The organism is Novosphingobium sp. TK46 (assembly GCF_055361525.1).
Window position 1 is genome coordinate 20536 of the sequence record NZ_JBSZKB010000002.1, and the last position, 22097, is coordinate 42632.

Annotated in this window: 19 protein-coding genes and 1 pseudogene; 11 read left to right on the forward strand and 9 right to left on the reverse strand. The window is 62.0% G+C overall.

The genetic code is table 11. The features are described 5' to 3' along the window. Positions 1-5 precede the first annotated feature (5 nt). From ACXJ1Z_RS18270 to ACXJ1Z_RS18285, 4 genes are read left to right on the forward strand one after another with little or no spacing between them, the layout of a single operon-like run. Positions 6-875: a cytochrome ubiquinol oxidase subunit II family protein gene (locus ACXJ1Z_RS18270; RefSeq protein WP_463781460.1), complete on the forward strand. Its 870-nt coding sequence runs from the start codon at positions 6-8 to the stop codon at positions 873-875. Then, positions 872-2959 carry a cbb3-type cytochrome c oxidase subunit I gene (locus ACXJ1Z_RS18275; protein ID WP_463781461.1) on the forward strand — a complete coding sequence of 696 codons (2088 nt, stop codon included), beginning with the start codon at positions 872-874 and terminating at the stop codon, positions 2957-2959. The genes ACXJ1Z_RS18270 and ACXJ1Z_RS18275 overlap by 4 nt, the downstream gene beginning before the upstream one ends. Next, positions 2956-3576, forward strand: a complete 621-nt coding sequence (locus tag ACXJ1Z_RS18280) for a cytochrome c oxidase subunit 3 (protein WP_463781462.1) — start codon at positions 2956-2958, stop codon at positions 3574-3576. Before ACXJ1Z_RS18275 ends, ACXJ1Z_RS18280 begins: the two co-directional genes overlap by 4 nt. Further along, positions 3573-3875 carry a cytochrome o ubiquinol oxidase subunit IV gene (locus ACXJ1Z_RS18285; protein ID WP_463781463.1) on the forward strand — a complete coding sequence of 101 codons (303 nt, stop codon included), beginning with the start codon at positions 3573-3575 and terminating at the stop codon, positions 3873-3875. Before ACXJ1Z_RS18280 ends, ACXJ1Z_RS18285 begins: the two co-directional genes overlap by 4 nt. 96 nt (positions 3876-3971) lie before the next feature. Here ACXJ1Z_RS18285 and ACXJ1Z_RS18290 read toward each other — a convergent pair whose 3' ends face one another. Then, entirely contained in the window at positions 3972-4466 is a 495-nt protein-coding gene (locus ACXJ1Z_RS18290) for a gluconokinase (protein WP_463781464.1), read from the reverse strand. Between the two features lie 86 nt (positions 4467-4552). Continuing rightward, entirely contained in the window at positions 4553-5425 is an 873-nt protein-coding gene (locus tag ACXJ1Z_RS18295) for an SDR family oxidoreductase (protein WP_463781465.1), read from the reverse strand. 198 nt (positions 5426-5623) lie between these two features. On the opposite strand from ACXJ1Z_RS18295, the gene ACXJ1Z_RS18300 reads away from it, so the two are divergent. Together ACXJ1Z_RS18300 and ACXJ1Z_RS18305 are read left to right on the forward strand one after the other, a co-directional pair. Continuing rightward, entirely contained in the window at positions 5624-7477 is a 1854-nt protein-coding gene (locus tag ACXJ1Z_RS18300) for a glycoside hydrolase family 15 protein (RefSeq protein ID WP_463781466.1), read from the forward strand. Positions 7478-7527: 50 nt separating this feature from the next. Next, complete coding sequence (locus ACXJ1Z_RS18305; RefSeq protein ID WP_463781468.1) at positions 7528-8421, forward strand: SDR family oxidoreductase; 894 nt, start codon at positions 7528-7530, stop codon at positions 8419-8421. Between the two features lie 46 nt (positions 8422-8467). Here ACXJ1Z_RS18305 and ACXJ1Z_RS18310 read toward each other — a convergent pair whose 3' ends face one another. Together ACXJ1Z_RS18310 and ACXJ1Z_RS18315 are read right to left on the reverse strand one after the other, a co-directional pair. Then, positions 8468-9271: an SDR family NAD(P)-dependent oxidoreductase gene (locus ACXJ1Z_RS18310; protein WP_463781469.1), complete on the reverse strand. Its 804-nt coding sequence runs from the start codon at positions 9269-9271 to the stop codon at positions 8468-8470. A gap of 11 nt (positions 9272-9282) precedes the next feature. Continuing rightward, entirely contained in the window at positions 9283-10080 is a 798-nt protein-coding gene (locus ACXJ1Z_RS18315; protein ID WP_463781470.1) for an alpha/beta fold hydrolase, read from the reverse strand. Between the two features lie 581 nt (positions 10081-10661). Here ACXJ1Z_RS18315 and ACXJ1Z_RS18320 point away from each other — a divergent pair. Next, entirely contained in the window at positions 10662-11822 is a 1161-nt protein-coding gene (locus ACXJ1Z_RS18320) for a lysozyme inhibitor LprI family protein (RefSeq protein ID WP_463781471.1), read from the forward strand. Between the two features lie 126 nt (positions 11823-11948). After that, complete coding sequence (locus ACXJ1Z_RS18325) at positions 11949-12866, forward strand: DUF4424 domain-containing protein (protein ID WP_463781578.1); 918 nt, start codon at positions 11949-11951, stop codon at positions 12864-12866. A gap of 29 nt (positions 12867-12895) precedes the next feature. Here the strand turns inward: ACXJ1Z_RS18325 and ACXJ1Z_RS18330 are convergent, their stop codons facing one another. The 3 genes and pseudogenes from ACXJ1Z_RS18330 to ACXJ1Z_RS18340 all read right to left on the reverse strand — a co-directional run bounded on the left by ACXJ1Z_RS18330 (position 12896) and on the right by ACXJ1Z_RS18340 (position 16833). Further along, positions 12896-13039 (reverse strand): hypothetical protein, encoded by a 144-nt coding sequence (locus ACXJ1Z_RS18330; RefSeq protein WP_463781472.1) that lies wholly within the window; start codon positions 13037-13039, stop codon positions 12896-12898. A 522-nt stretch (positions 13040-13561) separates the two neighbouring features. Continuing rightward, a pseudogene (locus ACXJ1Z_RS18335) lies at positions 13562-14586 on the reverse strand (IS110 family RNA-guided transposase). 216 nt (positions 14587-14802) lie between these two features. Beyond that, entirely contained in the window at positions 14803-16833 is a 2031-nt protein-coding gene (locus ACXJ1Z_RS18340; protein WP_463781473.1) for a TonB-dependent receptor, read from the reverse strand. A gap of 184 nt (positions 16834-17017) precedes the next feature. On the opposite strand from ACXJ1Z_RS18340, the gene nikR reads away from it, so the two are divergent. Continuing rightward, positions 17018-17491, forward strand: a complete 474-nt coding sequence (gene nikR, locus ACXJ1Z_RS18345) for a nickel-responsive transcriptional regulator NikR (RefSeq protein ID WP_463781474.1) — start codon at positions 17018-17020, stop codon at positions 17489-17491. A 78-nt stretch (positions 17492-17569) separates the two neighbouring features. Here the strand turns inward: nikR and ACXJ1Z_RS18350 are convergent, their stop codons facing one another. Both ACXJ1Z_RS18350 and ACXJ1Z_RS18355 read right to left on the reverse strand, forming a co-directional pair. Beyond that, entirely contained in the window at positions 17570-18310 is a 741-nt protein-coding gene (locus ACXJ1Z_RS18350) for an anti-sigma factor (protein WP_463781475.1), read from the reverse strand. Then, on the reverse strand, positions 18303-18893 hold the full coding sequence (locus ACXJ1Z_RS18355) for an RNA polymerase sigma factor (RefSeq protein ID WP_463781476.1): 591 nt from the start codon (positions 18891-18893) through the stop codon (positions 18303-18305). Before ACXJ1Z_RS18355 ends, ACXJ1Z_RS18350 begins: the two co-directional genes overlap by 8 nt. A gap of 448 nt (positions 18894-19341) precedes the next feature. Here ACXJ1Z_RS18355 and ACXJ1Z_RS18360 point away from each other — a divergent pair, with 448 nt between their 5' ends. Both ACXJ1Z_RS18360 and ACXJ1Z_RS18365 read left to right on the forward strand, forming a co-directional pair. Beyond that, the gene (locus ACXJ1Z_RS18360) at positions 19342-21225 is read left to right on the forward strand and encodes a DUF4394 domain-containing protein (RefSeq protein ID WP_463781477.1); all 1884 of its coding nucleotides are present in this window, start codon (positions 19342-19344) and stop codon (positions 21223-21225) included. Positions 21226-21280: 55 nt separating this feature from the next. Beyond that, positions 21281-22030 carry a hypothetical protein gene (locus tag ACXJ1Z_RS18365; RefSeq protein ID WP_463781478.1) on the forward strand — a complete coding sequence of 250 codons (750 nt, stop codon included), beginning with the start codon at positions 21281-21283 and terminating at the stop codon, positions 22028-22030. Positions 22031-22097: the final 67 nt, after the last annotated feature.

Below are 22097 nucleotides of genomic sequence, written 5' to 3' on the forward strand. Positions count from 1 at the left end.
GTCCTATGGGGCGGGTCCGACCGCAGACGGCGCTGCTCGTCACCCTGGCGCCTTTCTGGTTGGGTGGGTGCGCAGCGCTCGACCACGGGTTCCTCGCCGCCGCCGGGCCGGTGGCGGGTGAGCAGCGCGAGTTGTTCTGGATCGTCATGGGAATCCTCGTCTTTGTCGCTGGGCCGGTGCTGATCCTCACGCCGATCATCGCTTGGCATTACCGCCAGAGCAACACCGACGACGCCTACCGGCCCGAGTGGAACTTCTCCTGGACGCTGGAGGGCTTTATCTGGGTTCCGCCGGTAATGATCGTACTGCTGCTGGCGGTGCTGCTCTGGAATTATACCCAGCGGCTCGACCCCTATCGGGCGGTTGCCGGAGGGCCGCCACTGGAAGTTCAGGTGATCGCCGCCGATTGGAAGTGGCTGTTCGTCTATCCCGATGAGAAGGTGGCGAGCGTGGACCGACTGGTCGTGCCGGTAGGCCGGTCGGTGCGGTTGACCATGACCAGCGCCACGGTGATGCAGTCGCTGATGATCCCGAGGCTGACCGGACAGGTCTATACCATGGCGGGGATGACGACGCATTTGAACCTGCGCGCCGATAGGCCCGGACGCTACCGCGGAAAGAACATGCAGTATAACGGCGATGGCTTCCCGCATCAGTTCTTCACCGTTGCGGCCGTCGATCCCGCCCGTTTCCGCGCCTGGCTGGCGAACACCGCCCACACCGCGCCCGCGTTCCAGCCCGCGGGGCAGACGTTGCTGAGGGCGCGAACCCTCGTTCCAAAGCCCCTCGCCTTCTCGCACGTGCCCCCGGGCTTCTTCGCGTCGGTCGTCTCGACGAACGGCGGTGGCAGCCATTTGCATGGGGCAGTTCGATGAGCGGACCGGTGCTTCCCGCATTGCTCGGCCGCTTCGAATGGCATGATCTGCCGTTCGTGCGCGCTTGGCAGAACCCCAGCATGAGCGAGGTCATCGGTGCTGGTGCCGGCGGCCTCGTCGTCGTCGGCGCCCTAACCGTCGCTGTTCTGCTGACTGTGACGGGGCGCTGGCGGTGGCTTTGGCGCGAGTGGTTGACCAGCCTCGACCACAAGAAGATCGGCATCATGTACGTCGTCCTCGCCTTTGTGATGTTGTCGCGCGCGCTGGTCGAGGCGGTGTTGATGCGGATGCAGCAGGGCGCCGCGATTGGGCACCCCGGCTTCCTGTCGGATCAGCATTTCGCGCAATTGTTCTCAACCCACGGGTCGATCATGATCTTCTTCATGGCGATGCCGTTCCTGACCGGAATCATCAACTACATCGTCCCGCTCCAGATCGGCGCGCGCGACATGGCACTTCCTTGGGCCAATTCAGTCGGCCTGGCGCTGACCGCGGGAGGCGCGGGGCTGATGATGGTCAGTCTGGTCGTGGGGCAGTTCTCAACCGGCGGATGGAGCGGTTACCCGCCCTATACCGGCCTCGCCTTCAGCCCCGACGTGGGGCCGGATTACTGGATCTGGGCAGTGACGCTGGGGTCGCTGGGATCGACGATCGCGGGGATCAACATCGCCGTCACGCTCTACAAACTGCGTTGCCCAGGCATGACCTTCATGCGGCTGCCGATGTTCTGCTGGACCAGCCTGTGCACCGCCATCCTCATGATCTTCGCGATGCCGCCGCTGACGGTCGCCACCGCGCTACTGGCGCTGGACCGCTACCTTGGGTTCCACTTTTTCACGAACGACCTCGGTGGCAACATGATGAACTTTGCCAACCTGTTCTGGCTGTTCGGCCATCCGGAGGTCTACATCCTGATCCTGCCGGCGTTCGGCGTCTATTCGGAAGTGGTGTCCACCTTCTCGACCAAGTCGCTTTACGGCTACACCTCGCTGGTGATCGCGACGATGGCCATCGCCGTGCTAAGCTTCACCGTCTGGGTCCACCACTTCTTCACGATGGGGCAGTCGGCTAACGTGAACGCAGTGTTCGGCATCGCCACGATGACGATCGGCGTGCCGACAGGCGTGAAAATCTATGATTGGATCTGGACCATGTTCCGCGGCGAGGTGCGTTTCACCGTGCCGATGCTCTACGCGCTGGCATTCATGATGACATTCGTGCTGGGCGGGCTGACCGGGATCGTGCTTGCCATCCCACCGCTGGATTACGTGTTCCACAACACGCTTTTCCTGGTAGCCCATTTCCACAACATGCTGATCCCCGGGGTGCTTTACGGGATGCTCGCGGCCTACACCTACTGGTTCCCCAAAGCGTTCGGCTTCCGCCTCGACGAGCGCTGGGGGCAAATCGCGTGCGGCTGCTGGGTGATGGGCTTCTATCTCGCCTTCATGCCGCTCTACGTCCTGGGTGCGAGCGGCATGGCGCGACGGTCCGCCGAGATCTTCGAGCCCGATTTCCGCCCCTGGCTCTACGTCGCGGGGGTGGGCGCGTTCGTCTTGCTGGCGGCGCTCGGATCGCTGTTCGTGCAACTGTGGGTGAGCGTCCGCGACCGTGCGGCAACGCGCGTGCGTGCGGGCGACCCATGGGACGGCCGCGCGCTGGAATGGTCGACATCCGCGCCCCCGCCTGAATATAATTTCGCGGTGCTGCCCGTCGTCACCCGCCGCGACGATTTCTACGAAAGCAAGCGCGAGGCGAACCCCTACCCGGTCCCGCCGCATTACGATCCAATCGAGGTGCCGCGCGAGAGCGCGCTGGGGCCGGCGATCGGGCTCGCCGCCGCCGCCTGCTGCTTCGGTCTGGTCTGGCACATGTGGTGGCTGGCCGGGCTGGGCCTGGCAGGCGTAGCGGCGGCACTGATCGTACGGAGCTTCGTCCGTGATACGCAGCGCGTCATCCCGGCCGCCGAGGTTGAAGCAACCGAGCGCCGCTGGCTGACCACGGTCCACGAGCATCGGCCCGTTAATCGCCGGATGGAACTCACGCCGGCCAATCGCGGCGTCGCGGAAGCGGTGCCGCAATGAGCCGCTCCGCCCATGCCGGCATCATCCTGGGTGGAGGAGGAAAGGCCCACCACCCCAGGGCCGCACAGGATCTGTTCGCCTTCTGGATGTTCCTGATGAGCGACGCGGTCATCTTCGCGCTGCTGTTTGCCACTTATGGCGCGATGCTCGGCGGCACGGCCGGCGGGCCAACCCCGCGCGACGTGTTCGAGCTGAAACCGACCCTGATCGAGACAGCGTTGCTGCTGGCCAGCAGCTTCACATGGGGGCTGGCGTCGATCGCGCTCAAATATGGCGATGCCAAGCCACGGCTGCTTGGCTGGATGGGGCTGACGCTGATTTTTGGTCTGACGTTCCTGTGGATGGAGGCACACGACTTCGCGACGATGTTTGCCAAGGGCGCCTATCCCACGCGCAGCGGATTCCTGTCGGCGTTCTTCGCGCTGGTGCCGCTTCACGGCCTTCACGTCCTCGCTGGTTGCGTGTGGATCGTTGTGATGGCGGTGCAGGTAACCGTCATCGGGCCCGACGACCGCACAAAGACCAACCTTCTGCGGCTAGGTCTGTTCTGGCATTTCCTCGACATCGTCTGGATCGCGATCTTCTCGACCGTCTACCTGCAGGGTCTGGCGCCTTGAACGACCGTGCGCGCGAGACATTGGGCTATGTCGCCGGGCTGCTGGTGGCGGCGATGCTCACGGGTTGCGCGTTCGCGACCGTGCGCTGGCCTTCGCTGTTTGGATCGCACACCTTTGCGATCGTCTGTATAGTCGGGCTGCTGCAAGCCATCGCGCAGTTCCGCTTCTTCCTTCATGTCCGCTTGAAGGGATCCGCGCGAGACGATCTGCTGCTGCTGCTGTTCTCCTCGCTCATCATCGCGTTAATGGCGGGAGGAACGCTGGTCCTGATGGCAAAACTTCGTGAGCGCATGATGTAGCGGCAAGAGACGAGCGGCGGAAGTTGGGAGGTTAAAGAGTGCGCGCGCGCGTGCGCGTCCGGGGCTGGGTCAAAATTACCTCCCAACGAGTGGTCTTTATTTGCGTTGAAGATATACCGCTATGTCATGAACGAGTAGGTCAACCTGCTCGGTTCCGGCCAAGACGAGCACCTCCTCATCGAAAGAGGGTAATTCTAGTGTTCTGAGTTGACTGTGGAGCAAGCTTGCAGGCATGAAGTGGCCCTCGCGCCCGTCCAGTCGGACTTCTAAGACTGTGCATGGCGGATTGAGAAGTACCAACGAAGGCGGGACGATTTGGCCTCGTCGCAAGCGGTCGCGATACCGGCGGCGTAAGGCCGAGCAGGTCACTACGCCGCCAGCGCGATGATCATCAATCCAGCTGGCCACCCGCGCCAACCAAGGCGCGCGATCAACATCGTCCAGTGGTTTGCCCATCTTCATCTTCGCGATGTTCGCAGCTGGGTGTAGATCATCACCCTCGCAGAAAGGGACATTTAGTCTGACGGACAGCTCCTTCCCAACAACGCTCTTACCAGAGCCCGATACACCCATGATGACGATGACCGGCATGCGTTCGGCAACTCCGCTGTTTGCGTCTAAAAGCGAACGTCGCGTTTTTCGCTGATTGTCAAGATAGCCCAGCTGTCAAATTGCCATTATGTTATTGGCACTCCGCCGGTCACAGCGACGATGTTGCCAGACATGTAACTGCCCTCCGATGAGGCGAGCAGTACATAAGCGGGCGCAAGTTCGGCGGGTTGGCCTGCGCGACCGAGCGGTGTGTCCTGGCCAAGTGCTTCCAGCTCTTCTGACGATTTTGCGATCGGTTGAATAGGCGTCCACACCGGCCCCGGCGCCACCGCATTCACCCGAATGCCGTCACTGGCAAGCAAGTTGGAAAGGCCGATGGTCAGGCTGGAGATTGCGCCCTTGGTAGCCGCGTAGACAATCATGCTTTTGCCTGCGACCTTCGCCTGCTCGCTAGTCGTGTTCACGATCGCCGATCCGGGCTTCATGTGCTTTGCTGCCGCTTTAGCCAAGCGGATCATGGCGAAGACGTTGGCGGCAAATGCTCCTTGCATCTCATCATCATCGATGCTGTCCAATCCCTCGTTCATCGTCTGCGCGGCGGCGTTGTTGACCAGCACATCCAGGCCGCCGAGTTCCGCGACCGTGCGTTCCACCAGTGTAACGCAATGGTCACGATCGCGAATGTCACCGGGGAGAAGCAGACATCGGCGGTCGGCCTTTTCGACCCAGGTGCAAGTCTCCTCGGCATCGACGTGCTCTTCGGGTAGATACGAGATCGCGATGTCCGCGCCCTCGCGGGCATAGGCGATCGCGACGGCCCGGCCGATCCCGGAGTCGCCGCCAGTGATCAGCGCGACTTTGCCGGCAAGCAGGCCCTTGCCGATGTAGCTGCTCTCACCATGGTCAGGCTTAGTGCGCATGTTCTCTGTGAGACCGGGGCTGGGCTGCTGCGGCTCATCCGGGAAGCTTGTAGGCTGGCTCGTGCGCGGGTCGGTCATCAATCTTCCTGCTGCGATCATTTCGACGATAACGGCTTAAGGGCCGACCCGCGAACAAGCGATGTGAGTCGAGCCCGGTTCCATTTTGCCCGCAAGGGACAGGCCCGAACCATGACAGGATGCTCGCGTTCAATAGCGCGTGGATAGGACGCGCAGGCTTGGCCCTGTTGCCAAGTAGAGAGCCGGTCTTGTGATGAGATGGAAGCTGTACAGGTCAGTTTGCGCGTGAGCGGTGTCTCGGCCACCCTCCTGTCTGTGGCGCAATCGTCATCGCGAGCCTCGCGGCGCCACGACGGCTACCTTGCGCTGGATGACTATGGCGCGCTTGGCGATGGGCGCTCTGTCGTGTTGTCGGGAGCGGATGGCTCGATCGACTGGTGGTGCGTGCCCAACCTCGACTCGCCGCCAATGTTCGACCGCCTGCTAGATCCCGACGAAGGCGGCCGCTTCACCATCACGCCCACCGACGCGTTCGTTGTGGAGCGTAGCTACCTTCCCGACAGCAACGTCCTGCAAACGATCTTCACCACGGCGAGCGGCCGGGCGCGGCTGACGGAGTCGCTGAACAGCGGCACTGCGGGTCGCCTGCCCTGGGCCGAACTCGCACGCCGCGTGGAGGGGCTGGAAGGCACCGTCTCGTTCAGCGTCGAGATGCGACCCGGGCGCCGGGCCAATGGGGCCAGCCCCTACCACTCCCAGATCGGCAAACATGCCGTGTTCCACGTCGGCTCGGTTCTTGGACTATTCCTGCACACGAACGGCCTTGCGGCGCAGCATGCCGACGAGGCGGTCAAGGGCACTCTGACCATCGCGCAAGGGCAGCGCGAGGTCCTTGCGGTCGTTGCGGGCGAAGGGGAGCCGCTGGTGGTGCCATCGCTTGCCGACATCGACGATCGCATCGATGTGTCCGATGCCGAATGGCGGACATGGGCTTCAAGGGTGAAGTACGAGGGCGAACATCGCTCGGCATTCATCCGCAGCGTCTTGGCGTTGAAACTGCTGCTCTATTCGCCATCCGGCGCGATCGCGGCGGCGGCGACCACGTCAGTTCCGGAAGGGATCGGTGGACCCAAGAACTACGACTATCGCTACGCCTGGATCCGGGACGCGGGTTACACGATTAAGGCCTTCCTGACGGCCGGGGCGCACGCCGAAGCCAAGGCGGCGTTAACCTGGTTACTGAAGCGGCTCGACGAGCACGGAGCGCGCGTGTGTTATACTTTGGGCGGCGAGCAGGTGCCCGATGTGACCGAGATCGAGGTGCCGGGCTATCGCCAGTCGCAGCCGGTGCGCATCGGCAATGCCGCGACCGATCAGCACCAGCATGGCATTTACGGCGACATATTCGAAACCGCCTCGTGCTTTGTCGCGTGCGGCAACATCCTCGATCCCGCCAGCGCCGAACAACTGTCGCACCTCGCCGATGCTTGCGCCGATGCCTGGCGCAAGAAGGACGCGGGTATCTGGGAGCTGGAGGAGCCGCAGCATTATACGATGTCCAAAATCAGCTGCTGGCAGGCGCTGGCCCGTGCCGTCCAACTGGCGGACGAAGGACAGCTGCCCACCACCTGCCGCGATCGCTGGGCGCGTGAGCGGGACAGGATCGCAGACTGGATCGAGAAACACTGCTGGTCGGAAAGCCGGCAGGCCTTCGTATTCTATCCCGGCAGCGACAAGCTCGATGCCTCGCTGGCCCTGGCAGTCCGCTTCGGCTTCGACGGACGCGACAAGCTGGAAAAGACGCTGGATGCCATCGACGCTGAACTGGGAACCGGACCTTATCATTACCGCTACAGCGGGGTCGCAGCCGAGGAAGGCTGCTTCATCGCCTGCACCTTTTGGATGGTGGAAGCGCGCGCGCTGCTCGGCCAGCGCGATCTGGCGGAAAAGGCGTTCGTCGCGATCACTCACGCGCTCGACCGGGGGGTCGGCATCATGACCGAGATGGCTGATCCCGAGACCGGAGCCTTCCTCGGCAACCTGCCGCAAGGTTTATCCCATCTTGCGCACGTCATGGCGCTGGACGTGCTTTCCCATCGGGAAGCGTGCTGATCCTGGTGCGTTAGTGCTCCCGTAAATCATTCCACCAACAGGAGATATCCATGCCCGATCGCTTGACGATGCAGGATCCGCGTAAGCAATACCCCCAGCCTCCGTTCCCACGTCAGCCACAACCGGTACCTGGGCTCGCCGCCGAGATGGACCCCAAGCCCGATCATGGCGAAACCAGCTATACCGGCTCGGGCAAGCTGAAGGGGCGCAAGGCTCTGGTCACCGGCGGGGACAGCGGCGTCGGTCGTGCCGCTGCGATCGCCTACGCTCGCGAGGGCGCCGATGTCGCAATCTCGTACCTGCCGTCGGAACAGGCCGATGCCGACGAGGTCATCAAGCTGATCGAGGCGGAAGGGCGCAAGGCGCTGGCGCTGCCCGGCGACATCACTGACGAGGTCTGGTGCCGGGACATGGTGGCTAAGACATTAGAGAGCCTGGGCGGCCTCGACGTGCTGGTGATCAACGCCGGTCGTCAGCAGAACCGGAAGGATATCTCGAAAGTCACGTCAGAAGATTTCGACAAGACGATGAAGACCAACCTCTATGCCATGCACTGGATTGCGCAGGCCGCGGTGCCGCACTTGCCGGCGGGTGCCAGCGTGATCACCACCGCCTCGATCCAGGCCTACGAGCCGTCCACAATCCTGCTCGACTATGCGACTACCAAGGCGGGCATCGTTGCTTACACCAAGGCACTCGCCAAGCAGCTGCTGGAAAAGGGCATTCGCGCCAACGTGGTCGCGCCCGGACCGTTCTGGACCGCGCTGCAGGCATCGGGCGGTCAGCCGCCCGAGGCGGTGGAGGAGTTTGGGTCCGAAAGCCAGTACGGCCGGCCCGGTCAGCCGGTCGAGCTTGCTCCGGTCTACGTGTTGCTCGCCAGCCAGGAAGCAAGCTACATCAATGGTGAGGTGTACGGCGTGACAGGCGGCGCCGGCATCGCCTGACACGTAAAGGCGGGCTGCGGTGGTTCATCGCAGCCTGCTTTGCGTTCTATGTGGCGATCGTGAAGACCGAGCCAGAATCGACACGTAGACCCGCTCCGTTGATGAAGCTGGAGCGCTCCGAACACAGGAAGACGATCGCTGCCGCAACTTCATCGGCGCGGCCACGGCGCTTCAATTCCATGCCGGGCCGCTCCTCGTCCAGGAAGCTGGCGATCGCCTCGTCGAAGCTCTCGCCCCGTTCCTCGGCACGCTTGTGCATCATCTTGTCGGTCATGGGTGTGGCGATAAAGGCGGGGGACACGGTGTTCACCAGGACGTTGTCTCCGCCATAGGCCTTCGACAGCCCCTTTGCGAGGCTGAGGATTCCAGCCTTCGAGGCGCAATAGGCCAGCTCTTCGACATAGGGCTGAACCGCATCTTCGGACGCGAGGAGCACGATCCGGCCCCATCCTTTCTCCCGCATCGCCGGGATCGCTTCGCGGCACATCCGCACCGCGCCCATCAGGTTGATGTCCAGCGTTTGCTGCCAACCCTCGTCGTCTACCTCCAGGAAGTCGCCAGTCGCGCCGGTCACGCCAGCGGAGTTGACGTAGATGTCCGGCTCTCCCAGCTTTTCCCGCACCTGTGCCCAGATGGCCCGCACGTCTTCCAGCCTGGTCACATCGCCGGTTACTGCGATCACTTCACCCAAAGAGGCGAGATCGGCGGAGGCTTCGTCCAGCGACCCGCCCGCCTGGTCGGTGATAGCGACCTTCGCGCCGGCCTCTAGCAACAGCCGCGCCGTCTCCTTGCCCATGCCCGAGTCCGCGCCGCTGATCAGCGCGATGCGGCCTTTGATACCGAGATCCATATTGAACTCCTTCAGCTCTGTAGTGGTTGAGAGAGGTGACTGCGCGCCAACGGTGCGCCGGTGACGGAAGCGGCGTGACGGTCGACCAAGGCCGCCAAAGCCTTCGGCTGCTCGTAGGGAATGAGGTGCGCCGCATCGGCCACGATCTCGATCTGTGCATCCCTGTATCGCGGGAGGTTCAGGCGTCGCTGAGCAGCTTGACCCAGATCGCCGTCCTGCGCTCCGGCAATGATCATAGCGGGAAGGTCGATCTGCCCGACCTGCATGCTCCAGTCTTCGCGGCTCCCTTGCTCAAGCCAGGTCAGCCAGGCTTCGGGATCGGACCGCAACACGTCCGCTATCGCTTGGCCGCGCAAGGCCTCCGGCAACGGATTGGCCGTGTTGCCATCGACAAACGTCGCTGCATCCTCGCCGGTCGGTCGCCCGTCAGCGAACCAAATGATCATTTCGGCCCGGCGGTGTTCGTCCATCGGCTCAGGCGCGGGAGGGGATGCTGCAACCAGGACGATTGCGCGTACGCTCTCCAGCTCGGGTTGGCCCGAAACCGCGCGCGCGGCAACCAGCGTGACGATCTTTCCGCCCATGCTGTGCCCGACCAGAACACTGGTGCTGAGCTGCCGTTTGGCAATCTCATCAACCAACCAGTCAGCCAATCCGGCAACATCAGTTACATCGTGTAACGGCCGATCGCCGAAGCCCGGTAGATCGAGCGCGACGCAGTCATATCCCGGCAGTAGCGCGATGACCTGATCCCATTCGCGCCGGCTTGCGCCAAGCGCATGCAGAAAAACGAGGGTGGGGCGGGTCATCTCGAAAGCTTGCTCCCCGGCGAGCCTCGCTCGACGATCACGACATCGGCACCTTCTGCGATCCCGGCTTCGTACGCACCCGATTTAATAATCGTGTGTCCGATAATCGCCTTGTCACACGCGCGCTCGTTCGACGTCATGCTTTACCCAACCGTGAATAGTTCGTCTGGAAAGGCACGGGAAAGTTGAGATGTTCCAGGACGTGTACTTGAGGGTGACAAGCCAGAGAGCTTCGATCAGATTTAAGGCGCTAAACGTCCGCTCTTGTAAAATGCTGCCCTTATTGTGGTTGGGTGTGAATGACGGCTAAGTCCCAGTCTCCGACCTTCGTTGCGGCGCGGTCAGCAAGATGAATGAGAGTCCGCTATCGGGAGCCGTGATGAGGCTTCGGAACGTCTTATATAGGGCGGACATGGGCCATCTTTAGCCGCATCCGCTGCCCGGTTTACTAATGGATCTGCTTGGAACCGGACATGCCGGTCCCGCTTCGAGCTCAGAGAGGATAGTTTCCCTTGTTGTTGCCCACCTGTGTCGGCACTCATCGCTTCGAACGAAGGTGACACGGCTGCCTGGAGATGGTCATGAGGATAACCGCGTGGTGGGCGATCATCGTCGCACTGACAGCGACACCAGGGGGCGGGGCCCGTGCGAATGCCGAAGGCGATCGTGCAAGCCCCAGTTTCTCATGCGCCGTCGCGCATACTCCGGTAGAGCGCACGATCTGTGCAGATCCCGACCTTGCCTCGGCCGATCGCGAGATGGCGCAACTTTTTACCGAGGTTCGCGTGAGCGCTTTTGGGTCGGGTCCTTCCAATCAACTGGCTGCCCAACGCACTGCGCTGAGGGCAATGCGCGACTGCTTGGAACCATCCCACAAGCAAAACCCGGCGGATTGCATCGGAGCTGTCTACGCGAGGCGCAACAGTGAACTGGCCATCGCCGCCTTGATGACCGCACCGGAACCCGCGCTTGCCGTACTGCGGCGCCTCGATCCACCCGCCGCGCCGCTGATCGAGGCGGTCGCCATCTGGGCGGGTGAGCCCGCCGACACCGACTGGTCCTCGCCTGGACGCGCTGAAACAAAGTCCCGGCTTACTACCCTCCTGCTACCGTACATGACCGATCTGCAAAGCCAGGCGGACCAATCGTTCGGCCGTTCCATCCTCAGTGATCCCAGCACCGATGGTGTGTCGGTCAAGACTATTGAGGACGTGTTCTTGTCCGACCGTCACTTCGCCGCGTTTCTCAACGTGCTAGGCCCCTACCTTCCCGACGCGGGTTCGGGAGGGCGAAGCCTCACCGGCCGACGAACCCTGCCCTGCGCGGCGATCGTGCGTCACCCCTTTCTGCTGCATGCTAATGGATCGGTGTTCGGCTCGACGATGGACAATTTCGTCATTGATAACGATTGCGAGCAAGCACTTCCGCCAACGCCGGCGCTTGCGGCGCTGAACGCCAAGCTCATGAAGTCCTGGCCGCAGTGCGACGGCACCATCCGCTTTGCCGCCTATCGGACATATCAAAGCGCCCTCGACGAAGCGCGGCTCGGGCAAACGACTCATGAGAAGGGCGCCATCCTTGAGGAGCGCCCCGGAATAACCAGAACTGACGTTGCCGAAGTTCGTACCGAGTTGACGAGCTATTACACGACGTATCGATGCCAAGCAGCCACCACCGCAGCCGCAATGGCTCACGACGCGCTTGTTGCCATTCTGGCCTCCGCGCACGAGTGTGGTGGATAGCCACTGCGTCCAAGGTCGATCCTGGCGCGGCTCGGCGACATCTTGATCGCGGCCGGAGACAGAAAAGGATGGCATGCAATGACGGTCGCGAGGACGCACGGAATGGCGCTGATACTCGTTGCTTGCATGGCTGCAGGTCCGGCTCACGCAAACGATTCCACTGCGCAACTCGCAGCGGGTGGCTTGGTCCTGACAAAGACGGACGCAATCGAGATGCAGGCCGAGGATCTTCACATCTCGCGCAAAGCTATCCGCGTGCGCTATCGCTTCGTCAACACGAGCGGCCATGACGCTACGGTGCGGGTGGCCTTTCCGATGCCCGACATCGGCGGTCCTGGCTTCTTCGATCATGACGTCGCGGTGCCGGTCGAGGCGCCCGCCAACATCCTGGGCTTCACCACCTTGGTCGATGGCCAGCCTGTGCGCGCGGCGGTGGAGCAAAAAGCGATGGTTGGCTCGGTGGACCGCACCGCGTGGCTGTCCGCACACCGGATTCCGTTGGCGCCGCATCTGAACGAGAGCGAAGCAGCCCTCGCCCGGCTGCCGGTCGATCTCGGTAAAGAAGCGACCAAGCTGGGTCTCATAGACGAGGCGGGCACGCCGGCGTGGATCCTGCGCACGACTTACCACTGGCTGCAGCCGTTCCCCGCAGGCAAGCCGGTCACGATCGAGCACCGGTACACGCCCTCTGTCGGTGGTACTGTCATGACCGGGATCGGCGAGGACTGGGGGGAAGACACTGTGCGCCGGTACTGCGTCGAGCCGTCGATGGTACGCAGCCTGGCGCGCTCGTCGAACAAAGGCGGTGTGGCGCGCTACGCGGAAAACTGGCTCGACTACATCCTTGTCACCGGCGGCAACTGGAAGAAGCCGATCGGCGATTTCCGGCTCGAAGTGGACAAGGGCACGCCCGCGACATTGATCAGCTTCTGCGGTCGGGGCGTCCGAAAGATCGGCCCGACTACGTTCGAGATGCGGAAGCAGAATTGGCGGCCTCAACAGGACCTCGCGATCCTCTTCCTCATCCCGTTCGGCCCTGACTAAAACTTGCCCATTTGATCCGTCAGCCCAGGTCACAGCAGCGCGCCGTTCTCATCGAAGATATCCACGCAAAACGGGCAGACGTAGAAGGCCTTTCTTTCGTTGGCTGTCGAGATGGAGATGTTATGCGCCATCACATAGCGCATGCCATAGCCGCACAAGATGGCAGCCGGCACGCCAGAGACATTGCCTGATAGCTAACGTCTCCGGCGCCTTTAGTGCCGCCACCTGAACTGTCGAAGTCTGCTTTGAAGCGCGCCTTTGCGGCGGCCGAGCGTCCGGAGAGAGGGCAACAGGCGCGCTGCCTCAGCCCTTCTCTCGGCCACTCACGTCCGCCACGAGAGGTCGCTCCCCTAAATCCAGACATGCCGTTCGCGCCCTCATTCCGATCATTCACCTGAGTAAGCGTCTCCCTAGCAGATCTCTAAGCGGCCGTGTGTGGACGCCCCGCCGGATACAAGGGGGTGTTGAAGAGTTTTGTTCGCGCAGGTTCAGGTGCTTCCGTGTGTCCGGCCTGATTGATGCAGCCATCATCACGGCTGCTGGCCTGTATGGAGATCGCGGATCGGGTCCATGACGCTTTCGCGCGCTCGAAGCGCTTGGCCACTCTCTGGTTTTCCCGACCCCGTCTTCTGACCGTTGCGCCATACCTCTCTACTGACCTTCCTTGCGTCCCTGACGCCTCAAGCCTTGGCGGGTTACACTGCCGCGGCCGGAGCTCTGTAGGACCCGCCATGCGCCATCAGCGCCCAGACGATCCTAGCCATCTTGTTGGCGAGTGCGACGGTGACGAGCATGCGCGGCTTGCGCGTCAACATGCCGGCCAGCCATGCACTAGCTTTATCGGGGTTACGTGCAGCGACCTTGGTCGCTGAGCTTGCGCCCAGGATCAGCAGCCGTCTCAAGCTGCGCTCGCCCATTTTCGTGGTGCGCCCGAGCCGCTCCTTGCCGCCGCTGGAGTGCTGCCTTGGGACGAGCCCGAGCCAGGCTGCAAAGTCACGCCCCCGCTTGAAGGTGTTAGCAGCCGGCGCAAGCGCAACCAACGCCGTGCCACCACAGGGCCAACACCTGGAATAGTCATCAGCCGCTTGGCGACGGGATCAACCTTTGCGCGAGTGGCGATCTCACGATCGAGAAGAGCGATCTGCGATTGCAGCGCCTGAAAGCTGTCCGCCATGATCACGAGCATCGGCCGTGCTTCATCCGGGATGTCGGATGCAGGATCTCGGACCAGTTCGACCAGCTTGCTAACGTGGCCCACGCCTTGGCGCACGATGTAGCCGAACTCGGTAAGATGCCCGCGCAAGGCGTTTATCAGCTGCGTGCGCTGGCGAACGAGCAGATCACGGGTACGAAAGACTACCGCTGAAGCCTGGGCCTGCGCGCTCTTGCCTTGCACGAACCGCATCGTTGGGCGCTGAGCTGCCTCACAGATCGCTTCCGCATCAGCCATGTCGTTCTTCTGGCGTTTCACAAACGGCTTCACGTACGCCGGTGGGATGAGCCGTGTGTCATGACCCAAGCCTCCGATCTCACGCGCCCAATAATGAGCGCTTGCACATGCCTCCATCGCAACAATGCATTGCGGCAAGGACGCGAAGAAGGGCAGGACCTGGTCTCGGCGCAGCTTCTTGCGAAACACAACAGATCCATTCGGTCCTGAGCCGTGAACCTGAAAAACCGACTTGGCCAAGTCGATGCCGACTATGCTAACCTCATCCATGGACGCCTCCAACAGTGGTGTTTCAACACCTCCACTATGGCACATCAAGGCCGTCAGGGGGCGTCCACCCCAACGCTTTCGGGCAGTCGATGGCGGCCTTCAAGTGTCCGGGTTGAGGGACGCAGCCGTCGCCGCGCAAGCGGCCTATGTTGCTTCCCGCCAAACCAATTCGACGAGAGATGCGACGGGCATAGCAACCCACCGACGTAGCTCTAGCTATAAGGTATAGCGCAACGAGACCCTGAATTGACGCGGCTCAACGGGATGAAGGTGATAATCGTCGACCCCAGCTGCAGGCTCTCCTTGCAACCGTGACGTGTAAAAATAGGTGATGTCGTTGTCCTTGGAGCCGAGCAGGTTCAGGATGTCGATACCGAGCTTCGCCCGACCGAGTTTGTAGTAAACGCCGGCATTTACGAGCGTGGTCGGCCTTGACCGGGCGCTGTTGTCCTCAATCAACGGTGCCTTGCCGAAATGGCGCAGGCGCAGAGACCCGGTGATGCCATGCCCGAAGTCAAGAGCGGCACCGGCCGAGACTACTTTGTCGACTGAGTTGGGAATGCGCGTCTGCCCTGGTTCAACGTCGTGAAACCGGGCGTGCGTGACCGCGCCGGATGCATCGAGCGTGAGCCAGCCATTCGGCCGCCAGAAGAGGGTTGCCTCGGCTCCATACCGACGAGTAGCGTCATTAGGCTCGGTGCTACCGCCATCACCCACGAAGACAAGTTCTGAGCCCAGGCTCAGATGGTACGCTACAACCGATGCAGTGAACCGCGCCAATTCAATGCGCGCACCTAGTTCGTAGCCTCGTGCCTTGACCAGAACCGGCACGCGATCGACCGCATTGCCGGTGACCGGATCGACGTGGATGCTCGCACCGCGCACGTCGTTGGAGTGAAAGCTTTCACCGTAATTTGCATATAGCTCCAGATTGTTTGTCGCCCGCCAAGCCAATGCAGCCTTCGGACTGATGATGCCATCCATTCCGTCGCCAGAGTTTGCTGCCAACGACTGTGCCTTCACATCATAGCCGTAAAGATCGCCGCGCAATCCTAGTGTCAGCCGCAGCCGCTCTGTCAATGACGCGGTGCCCTCGGCGTAAACCGCGCCGCTATACTCGTCGACTTTATCTTGCCGGACCGTGCTGCTCGTCTGACCGGCGATCGAGCTGTAGAGCCCGATTTTTCCTATATGGTCCCACCGGCCCTCGCCTCCGAAAACCACCGCAACCGGTATACCACCGATTGTCGTTGGGATGCTGTGGCGGATTGAGCCGCCGAACTGCCCGCGCTGATCTCGCTGCTTAAACTCGTCGCCATTCACCGGATCATTCAGGAAATACGTGAAGCTGGACGTGAGCCGGAAGCGATAATAGAGAGCGTAGAGATTGATCTCGGTCTCGCCGAGATGCGCATTTGCGGTCAAGCCAAAACGGGTAGTGCGACCGCCGAGTGCGGGATCGATGTTGCCGAAACGGCCGATCAGGCCGCTGTCGATCGCCCGCTGAGGTACCTGATCTGTGGCATTCCAGGTTGCGTGGTAGCCGGTTACACCTAGGTTCCAGCCTTGCGTTGCTGTGCCCTGAGAGTATTTGATCAGGCCGTTAATCTTCTTCAGATCCTCGTTGAGCACCCAAGGCCCGTTGGATCGCGTACCATCCAGCGCCAACAGTAGGTAGCCGGAGCCGACGGTGCTGCTCCCTGCAGCGAGTGCCCGGTAATAGCCATAGCTGCCGACTGTCGCCTCGATCATTGGCCGCTCCAAGCGATCAACGGTCGTGAACTTCACCGTGCCGGCGGCGGTGAAATCGCCTGCGTCCGCAAAATACGGGCCCTTGCGGTAGTCGATCCGCTCAACCAGCTCGGGAATCAGAAAGTTTAGATCGAGATAGCCTTGGCCGTGTCCATGGGTACGCATGTTGATTGGCACGCCATCGACATAGCCAGCGAAGTCTGTCCCGTGATCGAGGTTGAAGCCACGCAGGAAGTACTGATTGGCCTTGCCGGTGCCGGAATGCTGAGTGGCGATGACGCCTGGGACGTTCTCGACCAGTTCGCCGACCCGGGATAAGGGCTTGTCCTCGAAATCGCGATAACCGACGACGCCTTGCGAGCCGGATGTTGCAATGCCGATTTGTGCCAGTGCACGGCCATATACGATAATGTCCTCTGACGAGCCGGTGCGCTTGTCTGTGTCGGTGATCGCAGGATCATCCTGCGCCTGTGTCGAAGTGGCTGTAGCCACCATGGCGAGCGCGCAGAGAGAGGATCTCACTATAGCGGACCGCATCTTTCGCGCTCCATGCTGCTCGTCGCGCTCTCTAATGATTGCCCCCTGACTGCTCTTAAGAAGTTTTGTGTGTTTGTTCTTACGTACGTGAGCTCAGGGCAAAAGGTTTCACTTCGGCGCTCGGCTGAGGTAAATTAGCGAGATGCAACGGATCACAATCTCGATTGACGAAGCTCTAGCAGAGGCGTTCGATCGCTTTACCCGCGCGCGGGGGTATCAGAGCCGGTCGGAAGGCGTACGCGATGTTGTCCGAGAGGCAGTACGAGACTGGCGAGACGAAGCTGACGACCACACGCATTGCATCGCCGACTTGTCATACATCTATGATCGCCGGACGCGAGTTTTGACTCAGCGTCTTTCCTACATGCAGCACGCCCATCATGATCTTATCATTTCAACGCATCTGGTGAGGCTCGATCACCGGTACAGCATGGAGAGCTTCTTCTTGAAGGGCGAGAACGACAAGGTGCGTGCGTTCGCTGATCAGGTGCTAGCCGAACGCGGCGTTAGGTTCGGCTCGATCAATCTCGTCGGTGTCGATCCCAATGATGACCACGACGACGAGCATGATCACAGCCATCATGGCCACTCCCATCTGCATCCTTTAGATGGATAGTGTGCGTCAGTTGCTGTTGCGGCTGTCAAGCGCTGAGCCCGATTGTCGCCCCTCGGATGTCTAGCGACTTCTTGAACTTCAAATCGCGCTGATCTTCGCCGAACCGAGTATCGGCCCATTTGGAGCATCGTGCAGGGACTGATCGCTAGGTTCGAGACTGATCGCGATCGTCGCGCCATCGGCAAACAGTCTGCGGGTCTGCGGCGGCAAGGTGACTTGGATTTCACCGCCTGAATGAGTGGTACCCAACGATCTCGGCTTGCCGTCGCTTCCGATCAGCCAAAGTTCGGGCACGCTGCCTTTGGCATCAAGCGACGCCAACCGAGCCAGCAAGCGCCCCGTGCGCCGATCATAGACCACGGCCAGCAAGCGTTCGTCACCGGCGTCCTGAATTTGCGCGACGCTGAGGTCGGTCAATGGCGCGGCGACCGTCTGGATCCGCGCAGGCAGGGCCGCCTGGCGATGTGACGTGAGCCATAGCGAGGCGAAGACGATGGCGGCCAGCGATGCTGCAAGAGCAGTGATCCGCCACAGCGGCGACACCTGTATGCTGTCAGCGACTGGTTTGCGTTCGTCGCCCGGCTGCCCCGTGATCGACGCGATCCTGTCCCACAAGTCGGCTGGAGCGACCGCATCGTCCACCGTGTCGACGATCGAGGCTTCGATGGTGAGTTGCCAACGGATAACCTCGGCGGCGAACGCCTCGTCCTCCTCGACCAGGCGCAAGGCTACCGCCCGCTCGCCATCATCGAGGAGGCCGAGTGCGAATTCGGCGGCCAGGATGGCTATTCGTTCGTGGTGGGATAGCGGATCAGTCACGGTGCCACTTTCGGCTCAACTGGATGAGCGTTCGGTGAATCCGGCTCTTGACCGTGCCAAGCGGTACACCATCGCGCTCAGCAATTTGCGCGTAGGTCAATCCCTCGAAGTAGATCTCGCGGATGGTGGCTTTCTGATCATCACGAAGTCCCTCAAGCAGAGCCATGGCAATGTTCTGCTGCTCGCGCTCAATCAGTTCTTCATCGATCAGGCGCGAGCTGTCGTGCACTTCGTGTTCGCCATGTATGTCATATGCCCGGCGCCGTGCGTGCGCACGATACCAGTCGATCGCGCTGTTGCGGGCAAGACGACCCAGCCAGACCATCGGCTTGGCCCGGCTACGGTCGTAACCCGCAGCACGGTTCCAGATCTTAACGTAGACTTCCTGCAGCACGTCTTCGGCAGACTCACGATCGCGGGTAATGCGCAGGCAGATACTCAGCAGCTTGCCATGGGTGGCGTGATACAGGCGGTTGAGCGCCGCAAGATCGCGATCGGCGATCCGCTCCAGGTCGTCAGCCAGCTTTACGTCGCACGCGTTCGGCTGTGCCTTGTCTCCGTAGTCGGCCCGTTCCAAAGCCATCAGCGATCAACCAACACGCGGTACCCGCCCCGTAAGGGACGGTATGTCGATCGTTCGTTGTGAGGCGACGCGCTCAACGCGAATGACTTGGCATGCGTTGGTCAGAACAAACAAATGATCACGAAGTTGCAGCATGGGCGATCAATCCACCGCTGCAAATCAAATGACTGAGATTAAAAGATAAATACATCTATAAAGTTTCAACGACCCACGGGTCGCATCGCCAAACATGAACAAAATGAAATTATTTTCGCTCCGGGTGCAACCGCGCGATGAAAACCGCCGTACATGCAGGACGGGCATAGAGAGCAAATGAATTTGCCGGGTCTTGGAGCTGGATAGTCGTCTTAGATCAGTAACAGGTGGGAAAAACATGCGGGGCCAGTGGCTTTTCGCGGCGGCAAGCTGCGCGGTATTATCGAGCGTTTCTCCGGCGACGGCGCAGACCGTGCAGTCCATCACGGGGGGCACGACCCTGGTGACCGTGAACGCGTCGGCGCCCGGTACGGTAATATCGTCGGTTGCGATCTCCGGGATCGCGGCGGGTACCACCATTGGCGGTCTCGACTACCGTCCGGCTTCGCCACGGGTTCTCTATGCCATCAGCAACGTGGGCCAGGTCTATACCATCAATGCGCGAACCGGCGTTGCCACGGGGGTGGGTACGCCCGCTTCGCCGACCATCAGCGGCATCGGCTTCGACTTCAATCCGACCGTCGATCGCATTCGCGTGGTCACGCAGACCCGGCAGGACTTCCGCGTGGTTCCCGACACCGGCGCGCTGGCCGCGTTCGACGGCACCCTGACTTACGCGTCGACCGATCCGCGCGCGACCGCGATCCCTAACGTGGCGGGCGCCGCCTATACCAACTCGGTCGCCGGTGCGACTTCGACCACGCTGTATGTGATCGACACCAATGGCGCACTCGCCCCAGCGACGCTGGCAACGCAGGGTAACGCCACCGTCGGCCCGAACACCGGCACTCTGTTCACTGTAGGATCGACGGGTGTCTCCACCATCGGCAATGTCGGGTTCGACATCAGCCGCAACGGCACCGCGCTTGCCACTTTCACCGACCCGACCACCCGCCAGACCTCGCTCTATTCGGTCAACCTTACTACCGGCGCTGCGACCCTGATCGGCAAGCTGGCAGGCAACAGGCTTTACGAGGGTCTGGCGATTGCGCTCGATTCCTTCGCCTCGATGGGCGTGACCGCCAACCAGGCTGCAATCGGTGGCCAGATCGATCTGTTCGCCGGCGTTCCCACAGGTGACACCGCAAGGCTTATCAACGGCATAGACTCGCTCTATGCGACGCCGGGCGCGCAAGCCGCCGCACTCAGCCAGCTTACGCCGGGTGCCTATTCTTCGCTGCCCGACCTGTCGCTCAACGCGGTCGAGGTCACCGAGACCAACGTTCTGCGCTACACCCGCGACTTGCGCGGCCAGAAGACAATGGCGGACGGCACGACCGCCACGCTGGACGACGCCGGGCGCGTTGGCGCGTGGCTGATCGGCGGCGCACGGTTCGGGCATTTCGATGCCGATGTCGATCGTCCCCGCGCGACCTCGGATGAAGTGCACGTTCTGGGCGGCCTCGATTTCCGTCTCGCTCCGGCAACGGCCATCGGCATCTTCGGCGGCTACAGCAACACCGATGCACGGCTTTCCCCTGGCAGCCAGCAGAGCCGGTTGAAGAGCCTGTTCGGTGGCGTCTACGGCACGGCCTCGGTCGGTCCGGTCTACATCGATGCCTGGGGCAGCTACACCGATCTCGACTGGGACCTGACCCGCTCGATCGCGTTCGGCGGCTTCTCGGCGCAGCCGACGGCGCAGACCGACGGACGGATCTGGGCCGCGGGAGCGAGCACCGGCCTCAGCTTCGACTTCGGCGGCTTCGAGGTCGAGCCTTATGCCGCTGTTCGCTATGCCAACGTGCGGGTGGATGGCTTCGCCGAGCAGGGCGGCTCGGCAGCCGCCCTCAACGTGGGACAGCAGAAGCGGGAATCCTTGCGCGGCAACTTCGGCGCTCGCCTGGGCTACGAGGCGCGTGTCTCGTCGGCGTTGGTGCGCCTGCAGGGACGCGGCGGGTATTATCGCGAGTTCATGAACGATCGCGAGGTCATCACGACCAGCTTCCAGAATGCCGGCCTGGGCACGACCCCGTTCGCGTTCCAGGCCACCCGGCTTGATCGCGACTATTACAACGCGGGCGCGTCGCTGGATGTGTCGGGCAACGGTCCGCTCTCCATGGTCGCCGACTACGACGTCCAGTTCGACCACGATCGCAAGTACTCGACGATGACGGTCGGCGCGCGCTTTGCGTTCTGATCGCCTCGTGACGCTGCGATGCAAGTCTACCGCTCGCTTGTCGGAGGCATGAGCCATGTCGTTCGCGCCGGACCGAGGTATCTGGAACGGCGCGTCACGGCGGGCGTGGGCGATTGCGGCGACAGCCACGATCCACGCGGTGGCTCTGGTGTTCATCCTGTTCCCGTTGCGAGCCGAGACGGCTTCCGCTCAGCCACAGCATCTGATTACGTTCGACAGCCCGGTGTCGGCGCCTGCGCCTTCCGCGAAGCCGAAGCCACGCCAGCCACGCAAGATCGCTCCGCAGCCGCCGCTTCCCGATCCAGTGCCGCCGCCGCTGATCGAGATATCGGTCGTGACACCGCAGGTTGTCGCCTTGCTCGAACAGGCCGATGCACAAGCGGCAAGCGGTGGATGCGACCTGACGGCACCGGTGCAGGCGGCGCTGCAATCGAGCACGGCCATCCAGCAGCAATTGCCTGCGATCCCAGTGGAGCGACGATCGGTGGCCAACGCCATCGCCATCTGGAACCAGGAGTGGGTGCAACCCGACGCGCAACTCAAGGTCGAGGTGATCGACACGTTGCGCAGCGCGATTACCACCACCATCGAGGCGGCCTCGCAAGCGTGCCGGATGCAGCCGCAGGGCGGGCCTCGCCTGATCTATCTGCACAATTCCGCAAAAACCGGAAACGAGACAACCATCCTCGCGCTCGGGTCGGGCGCCTGGACCTGGCAGCAGGTCGCGGACACGGCGAAAGCCGACGCCGCGGTTCCGCCTGCACAGCCTTGGCCCCAGCTTTTCCAGACCGCTTTCAACCCATGATCGCGCGTGCGCCAGCCCCTGCACGTCGCATCGACACCCTCCTGCGGGCAAAGTTTATAGGAGAACG

Coding starts and splice junctions, on each gene's coding strand:
- nikR (WP_463781474.1), top strand. CDS start 17,018: ATGCAACGGATCACAATCTCGATTGACGAAGCTCTAGCAGAGGCGTTC.
- ACXJ1Z_RS18325 (WP_463781578.1), top strand. CDS start 11,949: ATGGCTGCAGGTCCGGCTCACGCAAACGATTCCACTGCGCAACTCGCA.
- ACXJ1Z_RS18300 (WP_463781466.1), top strand. CDS start 5,624: ATGGAAGCTGTACAGGTCAGTTTGCGCGTGAGCGGTGTCTCGGCCACC.
- ACXJ1Z_RS18305 (WP_463781468.1), top strand. CDS start 7,528: ATGCCCGATCGCTTGACGATGCAGGATCCGCGTAAGCAATACCCCCAG.
- ACXJ1Z_RS18320 (WP_463781471.1), top strand. CDS start 10,662: ATGAGGATAACCGCGTGGTGGGCGATCATCGTCGCACTGACAGCGACA.
- ACXJ1Z_RS18340 (WP_463781473.1), bottom strand. CDS start 16,833: ATGGTGGCTACAGCCACTTCGACACAGGCGCAGGATGATCCTGCGATC.
- ACXJ1Z_RS18295 (WP_463781465.1), bottom strand. CDS start 5,425: ATGACCGACCCGCGCACGAGCCAGCCTACAAGCTTCCCGGATGAGCCG.
- ACXJ1Z_RS18365 (WP_463781478.1), top strand. CDS start 21,281: ATGTCGTTCGCGCCGGACCGAGGTATCTGGAACGGCGCGTCACGGCGG.
- ACXJ1Z_RS18290 (WP_463781464.1), bottom strand. CDS start 4,466: ATGCCGGTCATCGTCATCATGGGTGTATCGGGCTCTGGTAAGAGCGTT.
- ACXJ1Z_RS18310 (WP_463781469.1), bottom strand. CDS start 9,271: ATGGATCTCGGTATCAAAGGCCGCATCGCGCTGATCAGCGGCGCGGAC.
- ACXJ1Z_RS18315 (WP_463781470.1), bottom strand. CDS start 10,080: ATGACCCGCCCCACCCTCGTTTTTCTGCATGCGCTTGGCGCAAGCCGG.
- ACXJ1Z_RS18275 (WP_463781461.1), top strand. CDS start 872: ATGAGCGGACCGGTGCTTCCCGCATTGCTCGGCCGCTTCGAATGGCAT.
- ACXJ1Z_RS18270 (WP_463781460.1), top strand. CDS start 6: ATGGGGCGGGTCCGACCGCAGACGGCGCTGCTCGTCACCCTGGCGCCT.
- ACXJ1Z_RS18355 (WP_463781476.1), bottom strand. CDS start 18,893: ATGGCTTTGGAACGGGCCGACTACGGAGACAAGGCACAGCCGAACGCG.
- ACXJ1Z_RS18280 (WP_463781462.1), top strand. CDS start 2,956: ATGAGCCGCTCCGCCCATGCCGGCATCATCCTGGGTGGAGGAGGAAAG.